The sequence below is a fragment of the Pectobacterium araliae genome (genome assembly GCF_037076465.1).
Classification (GTDB): domain Bacteria; phylum Pseudomonadota; class Gammaproteobacteria; order Enterobacterales; family Enterobacteriaceae; genus Pectobacterium; species Pectobacterium araliae.
Genome location: NZ_AP028908.1, coordinates 462,483 through 487,965, shown reverse-complemented (window position 1 = coordinate 487,965; position 25,483 = coordinate 462,483). Strand labels below are relative to the sequence as shown.

General features: G+C 53.0%; 19 protein-coding genes and 1 tRNA gene. 10 read left to right on the top strand and 10 right to left on the bottom strand.

Annotated elements, in window-relative coordinates:
* Positions 1-152: 152 nt before the first annotated feature.
* Positions 153-1,334 (bottom strand): MFS transporter, encoded by a 1,182-nt coding sequence (locus AACH44_RS02235; protein WP_261849405.1) that lies wholly within the window; start codon positions 1,332-1,334, stop codon positions 153-155.
* Between the two features lie 141 nt (positions 1,335-1,475).
* On the opposite strand from AACH44_RS02235, the gene AACH44_RS02230 reads away from it, so the two are divergent.
* The 3 genes from AACH44_RS02230 to AACH44_RS21145 all read left to right on the top strand — a co-directional run bounded on the left by AACH44_RS02230 (position 1,476) and on the right by AACH44_RS21145 (position 3,311).
* On the top strand, positions 1,476-2,363 hold the full coding sequence (locus AACH44_RS02230) for a LysR family transcriptional regulator (RefSeq protein WP_261849406.1): 888 nt from the start codon (positions 1,476-1,478) through the stop codon (positions 2,361-2,363).
* Positions 2,364-2,782: 419 nt separating this feature from the next.
* Positions 2,783-3,058 (top strand): toprim domain-containing protein, encoded by a 276-nt coding sequence (locus tag AACH44_RS02225; RefSeq protein ID WP_425606641.1) that lies wholly within the window; start codon positions 2,783-2,785, stop codon positions 3,056-3,058.
* A gap of 25 nt (positions 3,059-3,083) precedes the next feature.
* Complete coding sequence (locus tag AACH44_RS21145) at positions 3,084-3,311, top strand: hypothetical protein (RefSeq protein ID WP_425606623.1); 228 nt, start codon at positions 3,084-3,086, stop codon at positions 3,309-3,311.
* A gap of 45 nt (positions 3,312-3,356) precedes the next feature.
* On the opposite strand, the gene AACH44_RS02215 is transcribed toward AACH44_RS21145, so the two are convergent.
* Positions 3,357-4,016, bottom strand: coding sequence for a TetR/AcrR family transcriptional regulator (locus AACH44_RS02215; RefSeq protein ID WP_261849407.1), 660 nt, complete (start codon positions 4,014-4,016; stop codon positions 3,357-3,359).
* A gap of 74 nt (positions 4,017-4,090) precedes the next feature.
* Here AACH44_RS02215 and AACH44_RS02210 point away from each other — a divergent pair, with 74 nt between their 5' ends.
* Entirely contained in the window at positions 4,091-5,512 is a 1,422-nt protein-coding gene (locus AACH44_RS02210) for an MFS transporter (protein WP_261849408.1), read from the top strand.
* A 99-nt stretch (positions 5,513-5,611) separates the two neighbouring features.
* Here the strand turns inward: AACH44_RS02210 and AACH44_RS02205 are convergent, their stop codons facing one another.
* Entirely contained in the window at positions 5,612-5,866 is a 255-nt protein-coding gene (locus tag AACH44_RS02205; protein WP_261849409.1) for a hypothetical protein, read from the bottom strand.
* Positions 5,867-6,244: 378 nt separating this feature from the next.
* On the opposite strand from AACH44_RS02205, the gene AACH44_RS02200 reads away from it, so the two are divergent.
* Positions 6,245-6,478 carry a hypothetical protein gene (locus AACH44_RS02200; protein WP_261849442.1) on the top strand — a complete coding sequence of 78 codons (234 nt, stop codon included), beginning with the start codon at positions 6,245-6,247 and terminating at the stop codon, positions 6,476-6,478.
* 19 nt (positions 6,479-6,497) lie between these two features.
* Here the strand turns inward: AACH44_RS02200 and AACH44_RS02195 are convergent, their stop codons facing one another.
* The 3 genes from AACH44_RS02195 to cspF form a co-directional block, all read right to left on the bottom strand.
* Positions 6,498-15,080 (bottom strand): glycoside hydrolase family 94 protein, encoded by an 8,583-nt coding sequence (locus AACH44_RS02195; RefSeq protein ID WP_261849410.1) that lies wholly within the window; start codon positions 15,078-15,080, stop codon positions 6,498-6,500.
* Positions 15,081-15,237: 157 nt separating this feature from the next.
* Positions 15,238-15,381 carry a YnfU family zinc-binding protein gene (locus AACH44_RS02190; protein ID WP_338659596.1) on the bottom strand — a complete coding sequence of 48 codons (144 nt, stop codon included), beginning with the start codon at positions 15,379-15,381 and terminating at the stop codon, positions 15,238-15,240.
* A gap of 102 nt (positions 15,382-15,483) precedes the next feature.
* On the bottom strand, positions 15,484-15,696 hold the full coding sequence (gene cspF / locus AACH44_RS02185) for a cold shock-like protein CspF (protein ID WP_261849412.1): 213 nt from the start codon (positions 15,694-15,696) through the stop codon (positions 15,484-15,486).
* A gap of 282 nt (positions 15,697-15,978) precedes the next feature.
* On the opposite strand from cspF, the gene AACH44_RS02180 reads away from it, so the two are divergent.
* Positions 15,979-16,197, top strand: coding sequence for a cold shock domain-containing protein (locus tag AACH44_RS02180; protein ID WP_261849413.1), 219 nt, complete (start codon positions 15,979-15,981; stop codon positions 16,195-16,197).
* Positions 16,198-16,532: 335 nt separating this feature from the next.
* Here the strand turns inward: AACH44_RS02180 and AACH44_RS02175 are convergent, their stop codons facing one another.
* Positions 16,533-16,694, bottom strand: coding sequence for a YnfU family zinc-binding protein (locus AACH44_RS02175; RefSeq protein ID WP_261849414.1), 162 nt, complete (start codon positions 16,692-16,694; stop codon positions 16,533-16,535).
* Between the two features lie 208 nt (positions 16,695-16,902).
* Between AACH44_RS02175 and AACH44_RS02170 the strand changes: the two genes are divergently transcribed.
* Positions 16,903-17,130 (top strand): hypothetical protein, encoded by a 228-nt coding sequence (locus tag AACH44_RS02170; RefSeq protein ID WP_261849443.1) that lies wholly within the window; start codon positions 16,903-16,905, stop codon positions 17,128-17,130.
* Between the two features lie 741 nt (positions 17,131-17,871).
* On the opposite strand, the gene AACH44_RS02160 is transcribed toward AACH44_RS02170, so the two are convergent.
* Both AACH44_RS02160 and orn read right to left on the bottom strand, forming a co-directional pair.
* Positions 17,872-17,947: transfer RNA gene (locus AACH44_RS02160), tRNA-Gly, on the bottom strand.
* A gap of 193 nt (positions 17,948-18,140) precedes the next feature.
* Positions 18,141-18,683: an oligoribonuclease gene (gene orn, locus AACH44_RS02155; protein WP_261849415.1), complete on the bottom strand. Its 543-nt coding sequence runs from the start codon at positions 18,681-18,683 to the stop codon at positions 18,141-18,143.
* Between the two features lie 184 nt (positions 18,684-18,867).
* Here orn and rsgA point away from each other — a divergent pair, with 184 nt between their 5' ends.
* The 3 genes from rsgA to mscM all read left to right on the top strand — a co-directional run bounded on the left by rsgA (position 18,868) and on the right by mscM (position 24,387).
* Entirely contained in the window at positions 18,868-19,917 is a 1,050-nt protein-coding gene (rsgA, locus tag AACH44_RS02150; RefSeq protein ID WP_261849416.1) for a small ribosomal subunit biogenesis GTPase RsgA, read from the top strand.
* A gap of 144 nt (positions 19,918-20,061) precedes the next feature.
* Positions 20,062-21,018 carry an archaetidylserine decarboxylase gene (asd, locus tag AACH44_RS02145; protein ID WP_338659478.1) on the top strand — a complete coding sequence of 319 codons (957 nt, stop codon included), beginning with the start codon at positions 20,062-20,064 and terminating at the stop codon, positions 21,016-21,018.
* Positions 21,019-21,072: 54 nt separating this feature from the next.
* On the top strand, positions 21,073-24,387 hold the full coding sequence (mscM, locus tag AACH44_RS02140; RefSeq protein ID WP_261849418.1) for a miniconductance mechanosensitive channel MscM: 3,315 nt from the start codon (positions 21,073-21,075) through the stop codon (positions 24,385-24,387).
* 51 nt (positions 24,388-24,438) lie between these two features.
* Here mscM and epmA read toward each other — a convergent pair whose 3' ends face one another.
* The gene (epmA, locus tag AACH44_RS02135) at positions 24,439-25,416 is read right to left on the bottom strand and encodes an elongation factor P--(R)-beta-lysine ligase (protein WP_261849419.1); all 978 of its coding nucleotides are present in this window, start codon (positions 25,414-25,416) and stop codon (positions 24,439-24,441) included.
* Between the last annotated feature and the right edge of the window lie 67 nt (positions 25,417-25,483).

Here is a 25,483-nt window from a genome sequence, read left to right as displayed (position 1 = left end):
CTCTAACCTTTTGATTACTAAAGGTTTTTCCCTTCATCCCTACATAGGATGGACAGCATTATGGACCAGAATTCTTCTTATGGCAAGCTCAACCCTAAATTTTTTCCAATGCCCGTCTATCAACCTAGGCTCAAGCACCTCAAACTCCAGTGTCAATTATTACTCACCAACGCTCTGTTCATGGCAAAGACCGTACCCAACAGCGAAATGGCAAGAATGCCGATGACGATCCAAGCAAACGATGCGACGCCAATCCGCTCAAGCAAAAGCCCTCCAACTACGCCGCCGCCAGCAACAGCAGTATTCCAAGCCGTCGTGTACACGGACTGCGCAACATCCACTGAGTCACCCGCGAAACGGGACAATGCCGTCTGGGTGATCGTGGCAAATCCGCCGAAGGCTAACCCCCAAGCCATGATGGATAGGTAAACAATCTGTGGGCTATCGCCCCAAAGGCCGAGCAACAGAGAAGCGAAGGCGAAGACAGTAATGCTTCCCACGGCAAGCCATTGCAACTGACGATCGACCCACGCACCGACACACCAGAGACCAACAATCGACCCAGTCCCAAAGACAAACAGCACCATATCTACCTTGGCGGACAAGTCCGAAGGCACTAGGAAAGGCTCGATGTAGATGTAGAGAATGTTGTGGGCAACGACAAAGGTGAAGACCACCAACAAAACAGAGCGTATGCCGGTTTTCAGGAAGACACTGGAAAGTGCCTGGCGCTTTTCCTTCACTTGGCCAGGAAAATCTGGAACGATTACAACGATCCAGACCATGAGCAGTAGCGCCAGAGCTGTCATCAACCCAAAGGCACCTTGCCAGCCGATGAACCGGCCTAACCACGTGCCAAGTGGAACGCCGAGCACCAATGCGATGGTCCCACCAGCACCGGAAATTGCGATTGCTCGACCACTGAGATGAGCCGGTGACATGCGCACAGCATAGCCGGCCAACAAAGACCAGACGATACCGCCAAAGACACCAGCGAAAAAACGCGCCGTGAGAGAAACGCCATAGCTGTCGGAGAGCGCAGTGACAAGATTGACAACCGCGAACCCGAGGATCGCAATCAGAAGCAGTGGACGCCTACGCACGCCTTGCGTCAGTGTCGTGATGGGGATCGCGGCGACCAATGCGCCCACGGCGTAGGCAGTGATGAACTGTCCCGCAAGGCTTTCTGAGACGTTCAGCCCCTGAGCGATGGAGGACAGTAATCCCGCCGGCATGATCTCAGTAAGCAAGGTGATGAAGGCTGCCATCGCCAAACCCAGCAATGCGCCTAACGGTACTTTTTCTGCACTTCCGATCACGGTATTCGTTGTCATTTAAGGCCCTTTCTTCTCTATTTTCGCGCAACCGATTGGCACGCCTGAATGCTCCCTGGCAGTATCGCTTATCGCAAATAAATGAAAAATAGGCTAAATTTCATAATACTTATGACTTTAACGTCATCAATAGGAGTGTGCATGGATAACTTGGGGGCGCTGAATGTGTTTGTTCACGCAGGGGAAACCCTCAGCTTCACTGCCGCAGGCCGGCAACTCGGAATTTCGGCATCGGCCGTCAGCAAGGCGATCGTTAGACTAGAAGAACGTCTGGGTGTGCGGTTGTTCCATCGTTCCACCCGCACCATCAACCTGACCCCAGAAGGTGCGCTATTCCTGGAGCGCTGCCGCCGCATCCTCTGCGAAGTGGAGTCGGCAGAAGCTGAACTTCTACAGACCCAGAGTGCTCCGAGAGGCAAGCTACGCATTAGCCTGCCCTCAGTCGGTACACGGTTCATGCCGAAGCTCGCTACGTTCAAGCGGCTCTACCCGGACATTGAGCTGGACTTCGACTATTCAGATCGCCTGGTAGACGTCATTGAAGAAGGCTTCGACGCGGTGATTCGCACCGGTGAGCCTCGTGATTCCCGCTTAATGTCGCGCCGTCTTGGCTCCTGTCGCAAAGTGATCGTCGGCGCACCGAGCTATTTCAGTCAGGTGGGCTTCCCGAACGAACCTGCAGATCTAACCAATCACGCATGCTTGCTATATCGCTTCCCAAGTACGGGAAAACTGGACGCCTGGCCTTTGACACGCGCTGCTAATACGTCGGCTATTGAATTGCCGATCAGCATGGTGACCAACACCCTCGATCCGCAAGTGTGCTTTGCCGAGCAAGGTTTGGGGATCGCCTGCCTTCCAGAGATTGCGGTACGTCAGCAGTTGCAGGAAGGTAAGCTGGTCACCGTGTTGGACGAGTACAACCGCGAATGTATGGTCTTCCATGTACTGTGGCCGTCGAGCCGTCACCTATCGCCGAAAATCAGGGCATTTGTAGATTTTATCGCCGAGAACTTGTTTCCGTTTTGACTGAGGGAAAGCCGACATAGCGATTCGGCCGATTCACAAAGCCTGTTTCAGCGGCAATGCAACACCATCGACATCGGCAGAAAACACATCTACTGCCCAACGATTGCTATCGTTGAAGGCTGTAGCGAAACATGCTTAGGGATGCTCTGCGCAAATGGGGCTCAATAGTCGCATCCTCTGCCAGCATCGACTTGCCATAAACCGGCACACGACACACAACCACAATCCCCATATGACAGTGCCAATGCGTTGGTTCGCAATCCGTATTTTTTATAACGTTAACGTCTTCAGTTGGGAATACTCGACGGCATGATTCACGTGCCGAGAGAATTCAATGAAGCTATTTCTATGTGAAAAGCCCTCCCAAGGCAAAGATATCGGGCGTGTACTGAGGCAACCCAAAGAGGTATGGGTGCCTCATCGGTTCAGGCATCACCGTAACCTGGTGCATCGGACACCTCGTTGAAGCCGCTCCGCCTGAAGCCTATGGCGAGCAGTACAAGCGCTGGTCCATCGAGCAGTTACCTATCATTCCCGAACACTGTCGTGTCGAAGTCAAATCAAAGACAGCATCGCAATTCAAAGCCGTCAAAGCCCTGCTGAGCAAAGCGACCGAACTGGTCATCGCCACTGACGCTGACTGGGAGGGCGAACTGATCGCCAGCGAGATCATCGATGCCGTTCCCGGCGCCTAAACCCTCAGCTACGTGGAGCTTGCCAATGTCATCGACCAAACCCGCATCGAAAACCGTCAGCCCCCTGCCACGCTCGTCTGGGAAAACGTCCCTCGTCGTGCTCAGCGACCGTTCCAACGCCTTTGGCTGCCTGCTGGGCGCACTGGCCGGTCTCGGTAGCGCGCGACAATACCTTGCCGAGCAGGCAGCCTACGATCTGTGGCAGGCAGAACACCGCGAACACCTACCTATCGTACGGCTGCAGTTCGCCTGATCCCTGACTCCCCAGAGCCCAGGTGCCCCCGTGCAGGGCGCTTTTTTACGCAGTATCTGCAGCGTTCGGCATTGCCACACTGCGTTTCCCGCACAGCGGTGCCAGAGCGGCCGCATGCGCACGAGTGAACTCGTCCTCGTCCTGCATAAAAATAGCCACGTTAGCGGCAGCTTCGCAGGCTATCCACCGGAAGACGAGATCGTCCACATCCAGATCGGCTCCCAGTTCACCGGCGGCCTGTGCGCGTGCGACCAAGTCGCGAAAACGTAACCGCTTTGCCTGGCGGTAGCGCTCGATGCACTCGCGGATCGACCCCGGCCGACAACGGAACTCGCTGCTGACGGCGTTGAGAAAGCAACCTCCCGGCAGTTCGAGTCGGCTCACAAATCGGTACCAGTTATCGATCAGTGCCGTCAGTTGAGCCAACGGTGAAGACTCGGCCATTGCTGGTTCGACAACGCATGCACGATAGTGCGCCATCGCCTCGTCCAGCGTGGCCATCTGAAGCTGTTCCCGGCTGCCAAACAGCACCTGGATATTGCTTTTGCTCATGCCGGCAGCACTGCCCACACGCCCGAAGGTCAGGCTCTCCAGCCCCTCCTTCGAGGCCATACGGATCGACGCCGCAAGGATCAGGCTGCGCGAGCGATCGCCGCGCAGACGGCGGCCATCCTGCCGGGAAACGGTTGGGGTGCGTTCATTCATGATGGTTTTCCTTGGCGTGCTGCTGCCAGCTAGTGTATATATACGATCATATATATTTATATCGGATGATCCCGATGTCCAGTTCTAATTCCATTTCTGCGTTGCCCCGGCACCGGCGCTGGTGGGCATTGGCCATTCTGCTGAGCGGCAACTTTGTCGTCATTCTTGATCTGTTCATCGTCCATGTAGCGATCCCGGACATTCGCCTGCGGCTGACACCAACCGAAGTGCAACTGCAACTGGTGCTCGTGGGATACGCCGCAGCCTATGGCATCGGCCTGATGACAGGTGCCCGCCTAGGGGACATGCTGGGTCGGCGGCGCATGTTCCTGTGGGGCATGGCCGTCTTCACCATCGCTTCGCTCGGCTGCGGACTGAGTCCGAACGCCAATGGCCTGATCCTGGCGCGCATCGCCCAGGGGGCGGGTGCCGCGTTATTAATGCCGCAGGTGCTCGCATCAATTCGCCTGCTGTTCGACGGCGCTGAGCGCGCACGAGCCTTCGCCATTCTTGGTGCCGTCCAGGGTATAGCCGCCACGGTGTCCCAGTTGCTCGGAGGCTGGCTGATTGAACTGACCTCCAGCGTAATCGGCTGGCGCGTGGTGTTCTTGATAAATGTTCCCATAGGATTGCTCGCCATCATAGTCGGTCTGCGCGTCCTGCCGGCGACCCCGCGCATCCGTGTACGCCTGGACTCGGCCGGTACGCTCGCCGCGCTGGCCGGCGTCGCGCTACTGCTGGTTCCCCTCATGCTGGGCCGTGAGTACAGCTGGCCGTGGTGGTCGTGGAGTCTGCCACTTGGATCGTTCGGCCTGTGGGCATGGTTTCTTTGTCATGAGCGCCGCTTGCAGCGTGCAGGCGGTATGCCCATGTTCGATGTCACCTTGCTTCGCAACAGGCCCTTCCTGGCTGGTACATTTGGCTTCTTCCTCTTCTACTCGGCCATCAGCTCGTTCTTCTTCTCGTTGACCTTGCTGCTGCAGGCTGGCTTGCATCTCTCACCGCTGGCGGCAGGTATGGTGTTCACTCCGTCCGCCGTGGCGTTCTTCGCCGGCTCGCTGCTCGGACCACGCCTGCGTGGCGCGCTGGGTGAGAAGGTGCTGATCATCGGTTTGTTGGTTTTCATTGCCGGGCTGGCGCTGGCTGCTACGGTCGGTGCGGCTGCTCCACATGCGCTACCCTGGCTGGTACTGGCACTGGTGCTCAACGGATTCGGTCAGGGCGTAGCGATTCCTGCGGCACTCGGCAGCATCCTGGCTCGAGTCGAGGATGCTCAGGCAGGCGTTGCATCGGGCCTGGTGAGCACGTTGCAGACCCTGGGCAATGCGCTGGGCGTGACGATTGTCGGCACGATCCTGTTCGGACAATTGGCACATCAAGCGGGCGACACAGCCTCGCAGCACGGCGTAGCCCTGGCCTGGGCCACGCTTTACAACCTGACGGCGACAGCCACCAGCCTTGCCTTGTTCCGGCTAATGCTCAGACCTGCCGACTGACACGCCCGGATGTTAGTGGCAACCAACATAGGGAACCAGGATCTGCACCGTCACCGAACCGAGCCCTATGAGCAAGGCACCAGCAAGCAAAGCCTCCAATCAAGTAACAAAACCTGAAATAAGAAGTCCAACTGCGCCAATAGCAAGAATTGTCAGTGCAAGGCGACGGTTCTCAAAAAGATCACCGAGCGGAACGACGAACAGTAAACCGATCCCGTAACCAACTTGGGTCAAGGTAATGATCAGGGCGGTGGCCTCTTCTGAGAGGTTCAACCCTGCACTGATCGGGCCGATCAGTGGCTGTGCATAGTAGATGTTGGCGGCGATCAAACCACATGCACAAGCCAGCAGCACGGTGACCCAGTGGAAATCCCTCGCTTGTTAGGGGTATGAGGCAGACTTGGTTCTGTCACTTTCATATTTTGGATCATTTCATTTCCTAATTATTCAAAAAATAGGCACCCCACCACGCCGATGCGTTCGGCAAGCTTCAGGACTTCCTCACGAAATTCAGGCGTGTGTGGCTTACGGGGCTTCTTGCTGGTTGGTATGGACTTTGTCATGTGAGTCACCTCTGATTGAGAGTTTACTCACTTAGTCGCGTGTCCATTATTGCTGGGTAAGACCATGGCACTGACTACCTTAGGAAAGGGTATCCATCACATCACTACCGTTGAAAAGAAAAATGAATGTCTGATTTATGATACACTACCCTTCCATGAGAAATTTATGATGAAATCAGAAGACACTCTTGACTGGTACCCTGCACAGTTGCCGCCAGTGAAAATTATCCTTGGCAAAGCCGTGCTGGCTGTGGGTAAACAGGGCCGACCGATTAATACCCGAACCTTGCTTGAGTACCTTCAGGTGATGCAGGATAGGCAAAAAAGGCGGGATGACAAAGTCGCCATGCAGACCGCGATTGATGTTCTCAGAGACAATCAGCGCATTAACGGCAGATGTTAATGCGCGTTTTGAGTCAGTGTCAGTTTTGAATGATTTCAACCGTATGGTTTTGTCCATCATCCAGCAGCGGGATTCTGTCACTGGGCAGGAGAGCGCCATCCAGTGTAACCCTATATTCTCCGTCGCCGCGTGAAACACTAATCTGATAATGGCTTTCGCCATATTGATATGTCATAGCACAAGACGGCCACGCATCCGGCAGCCGGGCATGAACAGTAAAGGCGGTGCCAGAACGTTTTATCCCCAGTAATTCCTCGGTAAGAAGACGGTAGGCCCAGCCTGCGGAACCAGTATACCAGCTCCATCCTGCACGCCCGGTATGGGGAGCGACACTGTAGACATCAGCGCTCATGACATAAGGCTCGGCTTTATAAATCTCGACCGAGTTTGCATTCAGCGTATGGTTTATCGGGTTGATCATTGACCAGAGTTGCCAGGCGCGTTCTGTATTCCCCATCCGGGCGAATGCCATAACTGTCCAGATGGCACCGTGGGTGTACTGCCCTCCGTTTTCCCGCACGCCGGGAAGATACCCCTGAATGTAACCCGGATTCGGGCCATGTCCATCGAAAGGGGGAGTTAAAAGTTTAATCAATCCACCCTCGTTATCCACAAGGTGCTTATCCAGCGCCTGCATGGCCTGTGCGCAGCGACTCGGGCTTGCTGCCCCAGACAATACAGACCAACTTTGCGCAATAGCATCAATCCGGCAGTCTTGCGAGGCTTTTGCCCCCAAGGGAGTGCCATCGTCAAAATACCCGCGCCGGAACCATTCGCCATCCCAGGCGTGGACGTCGAGATTTTTTTGCAGTCGCAAGGCCTGCGAACGACACATCGAGGCGATGCTGTCGTCCTGCCTGCACTCGGCCAGGAGGGCGAAACGCTGCAAAACCTCGTACAGGAAGAAGCCAAGCCAGACACTTTCCCCTTTGCCTTCAATGCCGACCCGATTCATCCCATCATTCCAGTCGCCTGCCCCCATAAGCGGCAGGCCATGCTCTCCGAACCTCAGCCCATGCTGAATAGCTTTGACGCAGTGTAACCAGAGTGTCTCTTCAGTGCCGCTAATGACTGGCGTGTCATAGACGGACTCTTCGCCAGGCTGGAGCGGACGCCCCTCTAGATAAGGGATGCGTATTTCCAGGGCATCCTTATCGCCTGTCGTTTCCACATAGTGGCAAACGGCCAGCGGAAGCCACAGGTAGTCATCAGAACAGCGGGTACGAACACCGTTGCCGTGTGGAGGGTGCCACCAGTGTTGCACATCTCCCTCGATAAATTGCCGTGATGCGCACAGTATTATCTGTTCGCGCATCCGGCTCGGATCAGCATGACTCAGTGCCAGCGTATCCTGCAGTTGATCGCGAAAACCAAAAGCACCACCAGACTGATAGTAACCACTGCGAGCCATAAGGCGACAGGCTACTGTCTGATACAGTAGCCAGCCATTGACCAGCAAATTTACGGAAGTGTCGGGGGTGTTAACCACGATTTTATCGAGCACATTGTGCCAGCGTTTATGAACCCGGTTCAGCTCCTGGCGGACCGTATCTTCATTCAGATAACGGGCAAGCGTCTCCTGAGCGCGGACATGATTCTCATCTGCGCCGAGGACCAAAATAAATGTCCTCTGATCCCCGTCAATTAATGTGACAGACGATTGTACCGCGCCGCAGGGATCCAGACCGGCTCCCGTCTTACCTGAAAGCCTGCGCAGTTTCATAGCAGACGGATCGTGCAAGGAACCATTACGGCCGATAAACTCCCTGCGGTCACCCGTCAGCGAACAGTCATTACCGCTGACAGCAAAAAATGCAGTACGCCCGCCACCGTTATCACCGTAAAAGTTGTTCGCCAGCACCCCGCAGCCGCCAGAGATACTGACCGCCTGTGTCACAATGTGAGGGGCTGAGCGGGTTCGGGATCCTCCGAGTGTCCATTCCACATAGCCAGTGACGGAGAGTTTGCGTGTCCGTCCAGAAGTGTTACTGAGCGTCAGGAGCACCAGTTTAACCGGTGCCTCTTCGGCAACCAGAACCGTCAGCTCGCTGTCTATACCGCTCTCACGATGGGCAAAGACGCTATAACCAAAACCATGGCGGGTCAGGTAATCACCGTGTCCGCGAACAGGCAATGTCGTCGGTGACCAGCACTCACCGCTCTCTTCATCGCGCAGGTAAAGCGCCTCACCACTGCGATCGCTAACCGGATCGTTCTCCCACGGTGTCAACCGGTATTCATGCGCATTCTCATACCAGGTATAGGCCTGTCCCGCATCTGAAATCACACTACCAAAATGAGAATTTGCCAATACGTTTGACCAAGGGGCAGGTGTCAGCGCATTTTCCCGCAGGACAATCTGATACTCTCTACCGTCCTGAGAAAATCCACCGTATCCGTTGAAATGGCGTAACTGACGGGTATCGGGTGTCCAGTCCGTATGTTGATTACGTTCGCGCACAGCATGCGGAATGAATGCTCTGGCCGGAGGTTTCAGGGAGTGAATACGCTGGTTAAGCTGCTCATAAATTCCACCCGCACGGTCATCAAGATACAGGCAGGCCACGCTCATCAAAAGCAACTTATCCTCAGCGGAGAGGTGCTCGCCATTACGAACAAAAAGCCCGCCCGTTTTATCCAGCAAACTTACTTCAGACCCGGCATAAATTAAATCCATGATCTGATTTTGTAATCCCTGCTGGTAGCCCCCGGGGCTGTTATTCAGGATAACCAAATCCACCTCCAGTCCTTTCTGTCTCCAGTACCGGTGTGCCTGAATCAGTATGGTAACGGAAGCGATACTTTCCTCGCTGGTAATGCTGAGCAGCACTATCGGCAGATCACCTGAAATTGCCCAGCCCCACAGATCGGACTGACCACGTCGGTTACGGCTGATCACCAGGCCTTCGGCGCGCAATTCCTGGACAGGGTAAAGCACTGCGCTGGCGAGACGATTAAACAAAGTGGCATCATCTTCACTGGCGTTCATCTGACGTAATACCACCAGACTGTGAGACCAAGCCAGTTCAAAGACGCGATCGGCGATAGGGTAATCGCGATATTTTTCCAGCAATGTCAGGCTCTGCTGGCGGGTATCGCTGATGCCATAAATGATATCAATCGTAACTGGCTGCCCCGGCGGCAGAATAATGGTATGGCGTATCGCCAGTATAGGGTCCAGCACTGACCCCGAAGTGTTGCTGAGCGCCCCTCCGCCCGCTATTGCCAAGGCATCAGCAGGGCTTCTGCCACGACCAAGAAATTTTGCCCTGTCCGTTTCAAACGAGACGTTATGACGGTTATCGCCATGCACCACCATCATGTGAAACAGACAGGGGCTCAGTTCATCCGGTGAGCGCGGGCGTCGGTGGCAAAGAATTGCGTCACGCTCAGGATTTAACTCTGTCTGAATGAAGAGATTGCTGAATGCAGGGTGTGCCAGATCGCTGGCATCAGGCGCCAGTATCACTTCGGCATAGGTTGTCAGTTCCAGAGCGCGGGGCTGGCGGCCACGATGAATCAGTGTAAGCCGTCGCAGCTCTATATCATCCTCTGGGGAGATCACAATCTGAGTTTTGACGCTGAGCCCCCCGACGGTGCGTCTGAATTCAGCACTCGCATCGGTAAATATTACTTCCTCGTCGTGTTCGCTGGCATTGCCTATCGGTTGCCAGGTATTGCTCCATACATCGCCCGTCTGCGTATCGCGGATATAGCAGAATGCACCCCAGTTATCGCGGGTGGTATCACTGCGCCAACGCGTAAGAGCAATATTTCTCCAGCGACTGTAACCCCCTCCGGTCGCAGTTAACATCAGATGATAATGGCTGTTGGACAGCAGCTGAATATCCGGGGCTGGTGTGTCCACGGCATAGAAAATACGGGGTTCATAGCGAACAGGTTTGACCCGGCCCTCATGAGATTCAAAATGACGGCGCGGGCTGTAGAGATCGAGCGCATCCGGCACGCGCTCCTGTAACAGCAGACTCGCTGACCGGAAGGCCGTACTGGACATGAATCGCTCAATCATGGGGGCGTCAAGCAGCACATGGGCCAGCGCCTGAAATGCCATGCCCTGGTGATGCGCCATCCAGGACTGAACCACCGCATAGAGCTGACCAGTTGCGAGGCGTGAGGGTGTATAATCCAGCGCTTCATAAAAACCGTATTCGCCATGTGCGCCATTTTTTTGCAGTCTGAACAGATTCTCACAGGCTCTCTGTGGGGAGACCATCAGCGCCAGCAATGTGGCGTAAGGGGCTATAACCATGTCATCGGCGAGTCCCCTGCGCAGACCGAGACCCGGCACGCCAAATGCCTGGTACTGATAATTATGCTGAACATCAAAAGCATGATAACCAGACTCTGAAACGCCCCATGGTACCCCGCGTTCTTTCCCCCAGTGAATCTGGCGCATAACCGCCGACTGACTCATCTCATCGAGCAGGCTGCCAGGCCAGGTGGGCATCACCAGATTCGGCATCAGGTATTCAAACATAGAACCGCTCCATGACATCAGGGCAGTTTCATTATCAATCGTGGTAAACAGCCGCCCCAGAGCGTACCAGCTTTTAAGAGGCAGTTGATTAGTCGCTATAGCGAGAAAACTGGTCAGGCGGATTTCAGATGGCAGGAGATCATAATGGCTCTTATCAGGCGTATTCGTGTCACAGTTATAACCAACACTGAGCAGACAGGTTGCTTCGCTGTACAGAAAGGCGAAATCCATCCGGGAATGCTCATACAGTCGCTGTTCAAGCTCGTTGATAATATTGAGTCGCATCTTGGCCTGCTCCGTCGCTGACGCCGGAGGTGTTCCTTTGCCAGTAAATACCGCACGGGCAAGCCCGCTCAGAGTCGGCAGCGTCTGTTCGTTCCAGGATGTGGGTAACCAGCCGAGCAGCAGCGACCATTCGTGGCAAAGCTGTACCAGTTGAGACTCCAGACGCCCTGCCCAGCGCATCTGGAGGGGAGACCCCTGATGACATTGCGCTGTCAGATGGTTGCACTGGGTGCGCATTTTTTTCAGCTCGCTGAAAAATGCCTGCGGAGGTAGCGACACCGCGCTCAGGCAGTGTTTGCGCAGCAGCAGCAGGCTGTCAGGCGGGTTCTGGCCCCACTGTTTTTCCAGAATATCCAGCGTATCGTTCAGCCCTGCCAGTATCTGTTGAGTGTTTAAAACAGGCTGATGACGCATGGCGGACAACCCTTCACGCAGTGTCAACAAATGCCCCGCCATGTTGCCGCTGTCGACGCTCGAGACATAGCGTGGACTGAGGGGGGCCAGCGTACGGGTGTCATACCAGTTGTAGAGATGGCCCCGGTAGTGCTCCATTTTATCCAGCGTGTCGAGCGTGAGCGACACGCGCCGGAGCACCTCTCCACCGGGCAAGTAGCCAAAGTCCCAGGCTGTCAGATTAGCCATAAGGGAAAGGCCAATATTGGTAGGAGAAGTACGATGGGCCACCGTCGGTTGCGGTATTTCCTGGTAGTTATCAGGTGGAAGCCAGTTCTCTTTTTCTGTAGCAAAGGTCTCAAAAAATGCCCAGATTTCACGACTTGTCTGGCGTAACAGCTGTTTTTGTTCCTGATTTGGCGAAAACACCTTACGCACGGGCTGGCGACTCAGCCTGCTCATCAGCAGCGGCGCCAGACACCATAACAAACCGATCGGCAAAGCAATCGCCAGAAGTTGCGGTGCGCATTGTCCAGTCAGTATTGTCAGTGTCACGCCACCTGCAACATTCAGCCACATAGCCTGATAAAAACGAGCAACAGAGGGGCTGGACTGATTGCTGGCCGGATTGTGGCTCACCCACTGGCTGAGGTTACGCTTGCTAACCCCCAGTCGCCATAGCGTCACGGCTATCGCCTTCAGCGAATATCCGGCTTCGTGCGGCAGTATCGCAAAATTAAGGCCGATACCTGACAGACGCTTCAGCGCGCCAGTTCCCACCATTGACAGATGCGGCGTCAGGCGGCGACGCGGGGGTTTATGCAGAAGGTTGTGGGCGATGCTGAGGATCGCAGGCAACAGCCATATCAGCGTCAGTACGCCAAGCCAGTAAAATGGATTGGGTACCCAAAGCAGGGTGAAGAACAGCAATACCAGTAAAGAGGGGGCGACCAGACTGCGACGCAGATTATCAAGTAATTTCCAGTAAGAAAGCGCGGTCAGCGGATTCTTATCCCGCGTTCCATCGGCTTTTCTGACGTGTGGCTTCAGCCAGTTAAGCAGCTGCCAGTCGCCCCGGATCCAGCGTGAACGACGCGCGACATCCGCAAGATAATTATTAGGGTACTGTTCGTAGAGTAACACTTCACTCAGCAGACCCGATCGCGCATAGCATCCTTCGAGTAAATCATGGCTGAGAACCAGATTTTCCGGGCAGGTGTTGGCGGTCGCCAGCACAAAGATATCGACATCATAAATCCCTTTGCCCACGAACGATCCCTCCCCAAAGAGATCCTGATAGATATCCGAAGACATCATCGAATAGGGGTTATTGCCCGGTACGCTGCTGCGGATGGTGGCGTAACGTCCCTGACCATTACGCGGTATCTCCTCCGCAAGACCGGGTTGCAGAATGCCGAATCCTTTGACAACCCTCTGGCGTACCGGATCATACTCTGGCTTATTCAGCGGATGCGCCATCGTGGCGACCAGTTTGTGCGCCGTATCGCGCGGTAGCACCGTATCACTGTCCAAGGTAATGACGTATTTAATGTGATCCGGTAAAAGGTGAGCAGGCATATCTGCAACGCTGACGAATTGTATCCCCGGATGACGCAACCAGCTGTTAAGCAACGCCAGTTTCCCCCGCTTGCGTTCATAGCCCATCCACGTTCCGTCTGCGTGGTTCCATTCCGGCTGGCGGTGTAGCAGATAAAAACGCGGGCGGCTGGAGGGATAGCGGCGATTAAGCGCCTGCATATCGGCGATCGCCTGTCTGAGCAGAGCATTACTTTCCGGCGAGGGTTCATTCTCAGAATCAGCGAAATCGGTGAGCAGAGCGAATCTGAGATTTTCGTTTTGATTCCCTAGCCAGCAGACTTCAAGACTGGTGAGAAGTTTGCTGAAACTGTCGTGGCTAGTCAGCATGCAGGGGATGACGACCATAGTTGCACTATCAGCGGGAATGCCGTTTGAAAAATCCATCCTGGGCAATGGACGAGGAACGCGAAAACGAGCTGTTGCGTCACTGAGCAAATCACTCATTAACTGAGTGAGAGCGATAATAAGAGGCAATGCCACCGCGATCAGCAGCCAATCTGCGCCCTGCAGGGCAGTTTCGTCCAATATTGCCGCTGTCGTTGCGGTAGTCAACAACGCCAGGCTTCCAAGCCATGACAGCAGGGTTATTCTGTTGAAACTGTGCCGCAAACGTATGAGCTTAGAGGTGTCTGCCAACAGTTGAATTTCCAGCTGCTGTCGACCTTCGCCCGCGAGATAATAGCCAACGTGATGTTCCAGTGTGTCGGGAGCCGCTTCCCCTGAAAGCGCCAGCACCCTGTTAGCAACCGCTGGCTCATTGAGACCACTGTCTCTGGCCAGAATCTCAATAACGTGGCGGTAATGATCCCGGGTATTGAAATGCATCCGAGGATAGATACTGGCAGGATCATTGCGTAATGTCTGTTCGACGACACTGATCACTTCGGCGAAATCAGCCCAGTCCGTTTCGCTCAGTAATCGCAGACCCGCGATGCTGTTACTGACGGATAGCTGGCTGGCGGCAAGCTGTTGATTGAAGCGATGAATGAGAACGTCGGTGGTTATCCCCTGTTCCCGGAGGCACTGCTCAACCCAGGTCAGAGGTAACGACAGTGCGTTTCCATGTCCCTGCAGGCGCCGCACCAGTTCTGCGACAAACGCACTGGTTAACTGAGGACGGGAGCGCGCCATATCGGCAACCACCATGATTAAATCAGCAGGCACACTCTCTGCACATTCGAAAATCCTTGTTATCCACGTATCTGCCAGATTTCTGTCCTGCTGAGCTTTTATCACCTCCATGCTGATACGACGAAGATTTTCAATCAGCGCCAGACGCAGCATCCCCGGTAAGGCCCAGACTTCACCTAATGTCAGCGGTGTCACCTGTTGATAGGCGGTGAGAAAGCTGGTCAGGCTGGCGGTATCCCAGCGGCCATCACCGTGAGCAATGGCCTCTGATGCAATATTGTAAATTCGTGGACAATTCAGCGGCGACATTAGCGATGGAAGACCCTTACCAAAGCTTTTCGGCAAGTGCTGGCGGACAGTGCGGATTTGTTCCTCAATCAGATAATAATTGTCCAGCAACCACTCCCCGGCGGGCATGATACTCGTCTTTTTACCCGCGTTAAGCTCATAGCAGTTTTGCGTGATGACAACCTCATTGTCGCCGAGCCTTTTCAGAAGGTAATAAGGAAGTTTATCTGGCGATAATTTATGGGTCTGCGCCAGCTTCTGACCGTAGCGTTCCATCTGGGTGGTCGAAAAGAGTTCTGACCGCGAATTACTTTCACCGGCAGGATCGTTCGCCAAAAACGCAACGTTTTCGGAGGCATTCGTCGGAATACGGGAGCGGTTAAACCACTCTCTGGGGTTCATTTTCATAGCATTGCTCTGATGCGACGTTAGCGCGCAGGAGCAGTTGCGAAATCAGTTCAGAAACGTTCTCTCAGGATGGGCATAAAGCATCAGGGATTTAACAGCTGCTGGAGTTTAACTTAAGTATAGAACATGGGCTCTGTCTGCGGTTTTTCGGTCGGAACTAGCGTCGGGAGATAAACAGAGCCTTACACCCGGGGCAAAGCATGGCCTGATTGCGACGGATTTTTGACACCGATTGAGCTGATTTTAGTCCACAAACAGGGCAGGCGGCAGTGGCGGTAGACGCACCGCTGAAGAGTTTCATTGCGTAATCGATAATGGACATAATCATTAACCTTTCAATGAATGAACTTCACCGTATCACATTTGGTTAAATTTTAATCTATTTAATTTGATGCACTGAAATTCAAGAAAGATAAATATTCGCAGCCACAGGCCCCCTGAGACCGTTGATCCGACAAAATTCAATACGGCTTCCTGGGATGAGTAATTCTGATTCGCGGGAGTTAACGGCTGAAATGTGAAGCAGAACATCTTTTCGGCCATCTGAAGGGGTGATGAGACCTTTACCACTGAGAATGTCAAAATTTTTGACAATTCCTGTCATTTTATGGGACAAGTTAATTCCTTATTAAAAACACGTAAATACTATACGTTGAAAAAATTATATTGTCACTTTTAATTTTCCTTGCAGGATCGCTGGACGGCTAAAATATAATTTGCTTATTATAATTTCCCGTGCCTTAATGGATTCCATCAGTTCGATGTACAAACGAACGTTAAATATTTTTCGGGCAGTCCTCATTATCAGGCGTTATCGCTGACATCCCCCTTCTTTTGAGTCTATACGTTTAATACTATACGTTTACTATCAATACTATAATGTGTGACGGGAGTCAGTGTGACCTCAAGAATTAAAGGCCTGGTAAAATGGTTTAACGAAGACAAAGGTTTTGGTTTCATCTCTCCTCTTGATGGGAGCAAAGATATCTTTGTTCATTTTTCTTCGCTTAACGGCGACAACTTTAAAACCTTATTTGAAGGACAGAAAGTTGAATTCGCAATACACAGTGGTGACAAAGGCCCAGCGGCTGCAAACGTAATACTTTGCGATAAATAAATTTTTGTGGATCTACAACAACGATGAAGGATTATTCCTGAGTAGACAGATCCATAAATTAATTTAGAGAAAGGCAGTTTATTCTTAATATCAGGTCAGCATATTTTTGCACATGTATGAGTGTGCTGACCGATGTGATGAAATGCAGGCCTGCTGCATGAAAAGTCTAAAAGCAGAAGCTAACTGCTTGTTAAATAATAAAGTGCGTAAGAGGCCAGGCAGCCTCCGAAAGCATCACGCCCTTGATATTACCTTAATGGCATCTGCCAGTTAACATCACTAAGTGAGCAGGGTTTTGAAATAAATAACCTTTATCACCTGGATATGCATCTGTTCTATCGTTGCGTCGATTTGAACAGTGTACTGCAGTAGGGACAGGCAAGTTGGGATCCTTTCAGGACACGACTAAAACTATGCTCAGACTCCCTTGCACAGTTTGGGCATGGGCATTTGACTAAGTGATTACGATTGGCTTGTGTGTTTTTACGTCCAGACATGGGCATTTCCTGATTTAATGGACAGTCACCATACACCGTTGATCAAGTGGGTGCTTGTTTTAATTTTATTTAGCTTTAAAAATGTAAAAAAAGAAAATTGCAAGACTTTTGCACATATCACATAGTCTTGGCAGGTTTATTGCAAAAAATTATTCCCTGTATCGAAGAGGTGGCGTTATGGAAAAGACTAACAGAACCATGGTGGCATATGATAGAAGTCCTTGTTTTTTTTAATGCCGAACCCTGTAAGGTCATGACCGTTCTAAAAGGTATTTCCTCTATCAGGCAGGGATACCCAAATGGTGAAGAAACACATCTTCAGATAATGTCTGCAGGTTTTCCTTCATTGACTGGAGATCATGCCATTATTTACGTGGCTTCTGACAGGGAATTGACTTCACAGGGGATACTTGATGCAGCTAAGAAATATTTTTAGCATTTATTTTGGTTCTCTCCTTCACATGTAATCATGTACTCTGGTTTACCTAATCATCAGATGAAAATAATGAGTAAAATCCCTTGATAGCCTGCTTAACAGCAGGCTTTTTTAATAACATATTCAAACTTGAATAAGCGCTTATCCTGAGAAGAGAAAATCATATTTTTTCTGACAAATTGTTATATCCCTCTAATCTCTTCCATGTTATCCGGCCTTTTATGATAGATCCAAATAGGACCCTGTAAATAATTTTGTGTAATTTCCATCCTATTAAAAGTGGTCGCTCAGGCGGTCACCGAACTCGATAATAAAACGACTCATCGCCAGTCGCCCGCGGGTGAGTTAATGATAACGCGTATGTGGAGTCACTGTTCCGGACGGTGAAATACGTGCCGGAATAGCCGTCGTCAGGGTTCAACGCGGGAAGAGGCGCGGGACTGGGTGGGAGTATTTACGCGTTGATATAACGAAAAGCACTATCACAGCGGTATCGGGTATGGGACGCCATCGCAACGTCACGCTGGGGACGACAGGGAAATACTGAGGTGACGGGATGAGGTGTACCGAGCGGCACAGGCGTTGCATCCGTAACGCACCCGATTTTCGTGTACTAATTTATGTATTACTTCGGCGTGGTTGACGGTGGTTTTCAGCGGATTTCGCTGGATGCTCAACAGAGCGATTACCCTGTTAAATCAAAGAGCTACAGACTTTGATGTACATCTATAGAAAAGAAATTGGAGCGGGAAACGAGACTCGAACTCGCGACCCCGACCTTGGCAAGGTCGTGCTCTACCAACTGAGCTATTCCCGCTCGGGAAATCTTCATACGATGTAGAAGTTCTTTAATTAAAATTCTTCATCGGTATGGGGTGCGCATTATACGAGAAATGCGTTTAACCGCAAGCCCCCGAAAATGAAAAATCATCTGACTGCTGATAAAAACGACATCATGGTGTAAATATCAGCAGTTCGGGGCACTGCTATACCCTACCTTCTCGCTTCACCTACAGTTGCAGAAAATTTTCACGGTAGTAGACCAGCTCTGCCAGTGATTCGCGAATATCATCCATCGCCTGATGCGTACCTTGTTTCTTAAAACCGGTCAGAATTTCTGGCTTCCAGCGTCGTGCCAGCTCTTTGAGCGTGCTGACATCCAGATAGCGGTAGTGGAAGTAGACTTCCAGCTCTGGCATATAGCGGAACAGGAAGCGACGATCCTGACCGATGCTGTTGCCACAGATCGGCGATTTACCCGCTGGCACCCATTTTTGTAAAAATGCCAGCGTTTCCAGCTCGGCAGCGCGTTCGTCCGTGGTGCTGGCTTTAACGCGTTCGGTCAGGCCGCTGGCACCGTGCGTGCGCACATTCCAGTCATCCATCAGAGCCAGTTGGCTATCCGACTGATGCACCGCCAGTACCGGCCCTTCGGCCAACACATTCAGATTTGCATCCGTCACCAGCGTTGCGATCTCAATAATGCGATCGTGATCCGGGTTCAGGCCGGTCATCTCAAGATCGATCCAGATCAGGTTATTTTCATCTACCATCGTGGGAGTTCCTGTTGCATTGTGCCCTGTCGTCGATACAAGGATACCAGTGTCAACCTCAACACGGATACCGACAAGGTGGTATCAGTTAATTAAAATCAAATAGGGTGTATTATAGTCCGTTCAAACGCGGCGAGCGACAAACCCGCGGTAGTGAACGATAAATCGTCTTAAGTGAGGCTCAGTGAGCAAAAAGAAACTGTCGAAAGGTCAGCAGCGTCGGGTTAGCGCAAACCACCAGCGTCGCCTGAAAAAAACGGAAAGCAAAGTCGAATGGGAAGATAGCCAACTAGGCGATGCGCAAGAAGGCATTATCATCAGCCGATTTGGCATGCACGCCGATGTAGAAGCCACCGATGGCGTCGTGCACCGCTGCAATATTCGCCGGACAATTTCATCGCTGGTTACGGGCGACCGGGTCGTCTGGCGACCTGGCCATGAATCACTCGCTGGCATCAGCGGGATCGTGGAAGCCGTTCACCCCCGTCATTCAGTCCTTACACGCCCTGACTATTACGATGGCATTAAACCGATCGCCGCCAATATCGATCAGATCGTGATCGTTTCAGCGATCTTGCCCGAACTGTCGCTGAATATTATCGATCGCTATCTGGTCGCCTGCGAAACGCTGGAGATCGAACCGCTCATCGTGCTGAACAAAATTGACCTGCTGGATGATGAATCCCGCCGGTTTGTTGATGAACAGATGGACATCTACCGTGCGCTCAAATATCGCGTGTTGATGGTTTCCAGCCATACTCAACAGGGTATTCCCGAACTAGAGCAGGCGTTAACCGACCGCATCAGCATTTTCGCGGGGCAATCAGGCGTCGGGAAATCCAGCCTGCTTAACGCGCTACTTGCGTTGGGTGAAGCGCGTATTCTGGTGAACGAGGTGTCTGATAACTCAGGATTGGGACAACACACCACCACGGCCTCCCGACTTTACCACTTCCCACATGGCGGCGACGTAATCGACTCACCGGGCGTGCGTGAATTTGGTTTGTGGCACCTGGAGCCCGAACAGGTTACGCGTGGTTTCATTGAATTACGTGAATACATCGGCTCGTGCAAGTTCCGCGATTGCAAACATGAAAACGATCCGGGCTGCGCCATTAACGCCGCACGTGAGCGCGGAGATATTGCCGCAGAACGCTTTGATAACTATCACCGGATTCTCGAAAGCATGGCGCAAGTAAAAACGCGTAAAGGCTTTTCGGACACAGATAACTGACATTTATCATGACCGTCGTTACAATGCGCTCCCTTTGAGGGTAAGTGAATCTGCTTACTCTCTTTCTGGGTTACCATCGGCAATGCTAAGCGTGTCCCCCAGAAAGCTTGTTTTATGGCGCACTATTAACCCAAGAGGCTCACTGTGCTGGATAATATCAAAATCAAACTACAGTATTGGCTTCCCAAGATCTGGCTGACCCGCTTAGCGGGCTGGGGAGCAAATAAACGTGCGGGGAAACTCACCAAGCTGGTGATCGATCTGTTTGTCCGTCAATACAACGTCAACATGCAGGAAGCGTTGCAACCGGATACCGCATCTTATCGCACGTTTAACGAATTTTTCGTTCGCCCGCTGCGTTCTGGCATTCGTCCCGTCGATCCCCATGCGCACCGCCTGGTGCAACCGGCAGACGGCGTGCTATCACAGTTTGGTCCGATTACCGACGGCAAGCTGATTCAGGCGAAGAAGCACAACTACACGCTGGAAACGCTGCTGGCAGGCAACTACATGATGGCCGATCTGTTCCGCGACGGCCTTTTTGCCACCATTTATCTTTCACCGCGTGATTATCACCGCCTTCACATGCCGTGCGACGGCGTATTGCGCGAGATGATTTACGTGCCGGGCGACCTGTTCTCCGTCAACCTGCTGACGGCAGATAACGTGCCGAATCTGTTTGCGCGTAACGAACGCGTCATTTGCCTGTTTGATACTGAATTCGGCCCATTAGCACAAATTCTGGTGGGCGCGACCATTGTTGGCAGCATCGAAACCGTGTGGTCAGGCGTGGTGACGCCACCGCGTGAAGGCATCATCAAGCGTTGGACCTACCCGCAGGCGGGTGAAGAAGGTGCCGTGGTGTTGGCGAAAGGCGAGGAAATGGGTCGCTTCAAGCTCGGTTCAACCGTGATTAACCTGTTTGCCGCAGGCAATAATCTCCAGTTTGCCGCACACCTGAATACCCTAAGTGTGACCCGTGTGGGTGAGCCATTTGCCGAAGCCCGTCAGGATGAACCCGCGCCAGTTGTCTTCCCTGAAAGCACCGAACTGGAAGAAAATGGCACCGTGCAGACAGGCCACAAGCCCGATGCACCGTAAATAACGTCCGACTTTCGTCGCTTGTAAGAGTGTTGTTTGTAAAAGGTAGCTAACGTGCGTTTGATTCTGACTTTTCTTCTGGGATGTTTATTATCAACCCCCGCGTTGGCTGCCACTGCGCCCAATGAGGCACAATTACGCCAGCAGCTACAGCAGGCGGAAGCCAACAAAGGCACAGCCGATCAGGCGAAAGTCGTTGAGGAATACCAGGCTGCACTGAATACCTTGCAGGATCGCAAAGAAGCGCAGGAACGCGCTACACAGTATCAGCGCGTCATTGATGATTTCCCCAAACTGGTTCAAGAACTGCGTCGCCAGCTCAATGCCGAAGACGGCAAACCCTCGTCGATATCAGAAAGTCTCTCTAGCAACGATCTCGAACAGCAGCTACTGCAAACCAGCAGCCAACTGTTGGAACAAGCCCGTCAGCTCCAGCAGGAACAGGATCGATTGCGTGAAATCGGCGATTCGCTAAGTCAGCTTCCGCAACAGCAAACTGAAGCCAGCCGCATGCAAAGCGAGGCGGAACGCCGTATTCAGTCTCTCGGTACGCCCGCCACACCACTGGGGCAAGCGCAGCTTGTCGCGCTTCAGGCCGAATCCGCCCTGCGCAAAAGTCGAGTAGACGAACTGGAACTGGCGCAACTTTCAGCCAGCAATCGTCAGGAACTATCACGGTTACGCGTCGAACTGTATAAAAAGCGCCACGACAGGCTGGATCTGCTGCAACAGGATTTACGCAGCCGACTCAACAATCTGCGCCAGCGTGAAGCCGAGCAGGCATTAGAACGTACCGAGCTTCTCGCGGAACAAAGTGGCGATTTACCCGCCGTCATCAGCAAACAGCTACAGGTTAACCGCGAACTCTCCGTCGCGCTGAATCAACAAGCACAACGGATGGATCTTATCGCTTCTCAGCAGCGTCAGGCTGCGACACACACGCTTCAGGTTCGTCAGGCGCTGAGTACCATCCGCGAACAGGCTCAGTGGCTCGGCGTTTCACCGATATTGGGAGAAACGTTACGCGCACAGATCGCCCGCCTGCCAGAAATGCCCAAACCTCAGTTGCTGGATAGCGACATGGCGCAGCTACGTGTACAGCGGCTGCACTTTGAAGATCTGATCAACAAACCGCAAGATCTTGATAATACCAAGCAAGATAACGGCGACCCGCTGACCAGCGCACAATTGCGTATTCTGACCGATCAGATGCGTACCCAGCGCGACCTGCTGACGTCGCTGATCTCCGGCTGTGATTCACAGATATTGGAACTCACCAAACTCAAAGTCGCCAATAACCAACTGGCGGATGCGCTAACCGAAACACGGGAAGCAGCCCATCGCGACCTGTTCTGGGTCGCTGATGTTGAGCCTATGACGTTCGCCTATCCGCTCAAGCTGGTGCAGGATCTGACGCGGCTGCTGTCGTTGGATACACTGACGCAGTTGGGTAGTGCGTTAGTGATGATGGTGACCAGTCAGGAAACCGTGCTGCCGCTGCTGGGTGCACTGCTGCTGGTGGGCTTCAGTATCAGCTCCCGTCGTCACTATCATGCGTTTATGGAGCGTGCCAGCAGCCGTGTCGGCAAAGTTACGCTCGATCACTTTATGCTGACGCTGCGCACCGTGTTCTGGTCCATCCTGACCGCTCTACCGCTGCCGGTGCTCTGGGCTGCGTTGGGATACGGGCTGCAAAACGCCTGGCCTTACCCGATTGCCGTCGCCATCGGCGATAGCGTAACCGCCACCGTGCCGTTGATGTGGCTGGTGATGATCAGTGCCTCATTCTCTCATCCGCAGGGGCTGTTCATTGTCCACTTCCGCTGGTCGCCGGAGCGCGTAGCCAGAGCGATGCGCTACTATCGTCTCTCCATCGCCTTTATCGTGCCACTGATTATGGCGCTGATTACTTTCGATAAGCTCAACGATCGCGAGTTCTCTAGCACGCTGGGGCGGCTCTGTTTCATCCTGCTCTGTATGGCGTTGAGTTTGGTCACCACGGGGTTAAAACGTGCGGGTATTCCGCTCTATCTGGATAAAGAGGGCTCGGGGGAAAACTCCGTTAACCGGGCGATGTGGAACATTCTGATCGCCATGCCGCTCGTTGCCGCGCTGGCCTCCTGCATCGGCTATCTGGCAACCGCACAGGCGCTGTTAGCCCGTCTGGAAACCTCTGTCTCGATCTGGTTCTTCCTGCTGGTGGTTTACCACATTATTCGCCGTTGGATGCTGATTCAGCGGCGTCGCATTGCCTTCGATCGTGCCAAACAGCGGCGCTCGGAGATTCTGGCTCAGCGTGCCAAAGGCGAAGAAGACGTTCAGTCCCATGAAAGCAGCTCGGAAGCCGTCGAAGAGCCTGTCGTCGATCTGGACGCCATCAGCGCTAAATCCTTGCAGCTGGTGCGATCCATTCTGACGCTGATCGCACTGGTTTCCGTGATCGCCCTGTGGTCAGAGATTCATTCGGCCTTCGCGTTTCTGGAGAACATCAGCCTGTGGGATGTCTCCAGCACGGTTAAAGGCGTGGAGAGCGTGCAGGCGATTACATTGGGATCGGTGCTCATCGCTATTCTGATCTTCATTATTACCGCGCAGTTAGTGCGCAACCTGCCTGCCCTGCTGGAGCTGGCGATCTTGCAACACTTGGATCTGTCGCCAGGCAGCGGTTACGCGATTACCACTATCAGCAAATATATTCTGATGCTGATCGGCTGCCTGATGGGGTTCTCACTGATCGGGATCGAATGGTCGAAACTACAATGGCTGGTTGCCGCACTAGGGGTAGGACTCGGGTTCGGCTTGCAGGAGATCTTCGCTAACTTTATCTCCGGCCTGATCATCCTGTTTGAGAAACCGATCCGTATCGGCGATACGGTCACGATCCGTGATCTCACGGGTAGCGTCATGCGGATTAATACCCGTGCCACCACCATTTCTGACTGGGATCGCAAAGAGATCATCGTACCGAACAAGGCGTTTATCACCGAGCAGTTTATCAACTGGTCGCTGTCGGATTCCGTCACGCGTGTCGTGCTGACGGTGCCTGCTCCGGCGAACGCGAACAGTCAGGAAGTAACGGAATTACTCATGGATGCGGTGAAGCGTTGTTCGCTGATTCTGGATACACCAGAGCCTGAAGCCTTCCTCGTCGATCTACAACAGGGGATTCAGATTTTTGAACTGCGCGTCTTCGCCGCCGAAATGGGGCATCGTATGCCACTGCGCCATGAGCTGCATCAGTTGATTCTGGAGAACTATCGTAAGCACAATCTGGAACTCCCTTTCCCACCGTTCCAGGTAAGAATGGATAATCTGTCGCGCAGTGGGAAAACGCTGACGCCACGGCAGCGGACACCGGGCAGTTTATAAGAAAGGAAATCGGGCGGCAGCCAGATTTGGCACCGCCCTGCTGCAAGTCTGCTACGCGCGCTCTACGGAGAACGCAATCACGTCACTCAATCTCTCGGCATTCAGCGCCAGCATAATCAAACGATCCACGCCCAGCGCCACACCGGAGCACTCTGGCAGACCATGTTTCAGCGCTGCCAGCAGGTTTTCATCAATCGGCTGTTGCGACAAACCACGCGCGGCACGCTTGCGGTTATCCTGTTCGAAACGCTGACGTTGCTCATCCGCATCGGTCAATTCGCGGAAACCGTTCGCCAGCTCAATCCCTTTGAAATAGACTTCAAAACGCTCGGCGACGCGATGATCCTCCGAACTGATCTCTGCCAACGAGGCTTGCGTGGCGGGGAAATGGTAGACAAATGCCGGTTTGTCCCGGCCGATATTTGGCTCTACGCCAAAGGTAAACAGCATCTGCACCAGCGAATCGCGATCGTCTTCGCGGCAGGCAATATCGCCCAACCCAAGTTTTTCTGCCGCTTCACGCAGTTGCGCTTTATCAACAGACAGGGGGTCGATCTCCAAATGGCGTAAAAATGCCTGTTGATAAGAGAGCATTTCTGCACTTTCACAGTCCAGCACCTGCTGCAACAAATCATCGACCTCATTCATCAGGCGATACATATCATAATGAGGGCGATACCATTCCAGCATGGTGAATTCGGGATTGTGGTGTCGTCCTGACTCTTCATTGCGGAAACTGCGACACAGTTGAAAGATCGGCCCGCTACCGGCAGCCAGCAGACGTTTCATGTGATATTCCGGGCTGGTCATCAAATACAGCGTCATGCCATCCGCAGCACCGGGGCCAACGAAACGCGTTTGGAACGGGCACAAGAAAACATCCGTTACCGTGGCCTGACTCATCGCTGGTGTTTCAACTTCGAGTACTCCACGATCGGTGAAGAAACGTCGGACAGTTGCAACTATCGACGCTCTTTTCAACAAATTAGCGACAGAAGCACTAGGTTGCCAACTTGTCGTCTCGCTCATGGTTCTTACTCCAAAGTCAAAATAGGGGGTGCAGTCTACCCGCCTCAGCCCAAATTTCCAGCAGAAA

Bases quoted from the DNA above. Each gene is read 5' to 3' on its own strand.
- AACH44_RS02235 (WP_261849405.1), bottom strand. From the start codon at position 1,334: ATGACAACGAATACCGTGATCGGAAGTGCAGAAAAAGTACCGTTAGGC.
- AACH44_RS02230 (WP_261849406.1), top strand. From the start codon at position 1,476: ATGGATAACTTGGGGGCGCTGAATGTGTTTGTTCACGCAGGGGAAACC.
- AACH44_RS21145 (WP_425606623.1), top strand. From the start codon at position 3,084: ATGTCATCGACCAAACCCGCATCGAAAACCGTCAGCCCCCTGCCACGC.
- AACH44_RS02215 (WP_261849407.1), bottom strand. From the start codon at position 4,016: ATGAATGAACGCACCCCAACCGTTTCCCGGCAGGATGGCCGCCGTCTG.
- AACH44_RS02210 (WP_261849408.1), top strand. From the start codon at position 4,091: ATGTCCAGTTCTAATTCCATTTCTGCGTTGCCCCGGCACCGGCGCTGG.
- AACH44_RS02200 (WP_261849442.1), top strand. From the start codon at position 6,245: ATGAAATCAGAAGACACTCTTGACTGGTACCCTGCACAGTTGCCGCCA.
- AACH44_RS02195 (WP_261849410.1), bottom strand. From the start codon at position 15,080: ATGAAAATGAACCCCAGAGAGTGGTTTAACCGCTCCCGTATTCCGACG.
- AACH44_RS02190 (WP_338659596.1), bottom strand. From the start codon at position 15,381: ATGAAACTCTTCAGCGGTGCGTCTACCGCCACTGCCGCCTGCCCTGTT.
- AACH44_RS02175 (WP_261849414.1), bottom strand. From the start codon at position 16,694: ATGTCTGGACGTAAAAACACACAAGCCAATCGTAATCACTTAGTCAAA.
- AACH44_RS02170 (WP_261849443.1), top strand. From the start codon at position 16,903: ATGATAGAAGTCCTTGTTTTTTTTAATGCCGAACCCTGTAAGGTCATG.
- orn (WP_261849415.1), bottom strand. From the start codon at position 18,683: ATGGTAGATGAAAATAACCTGATCTGGATCGATCTTGAGATGACCGGC.
- epmA (WP_261849419.1), bottom strand. From the start codon at position 25,416: ATGAGCGAGACGACAAGTTGGCAACCTAGTGCTTCTGTCGCTAATTTG.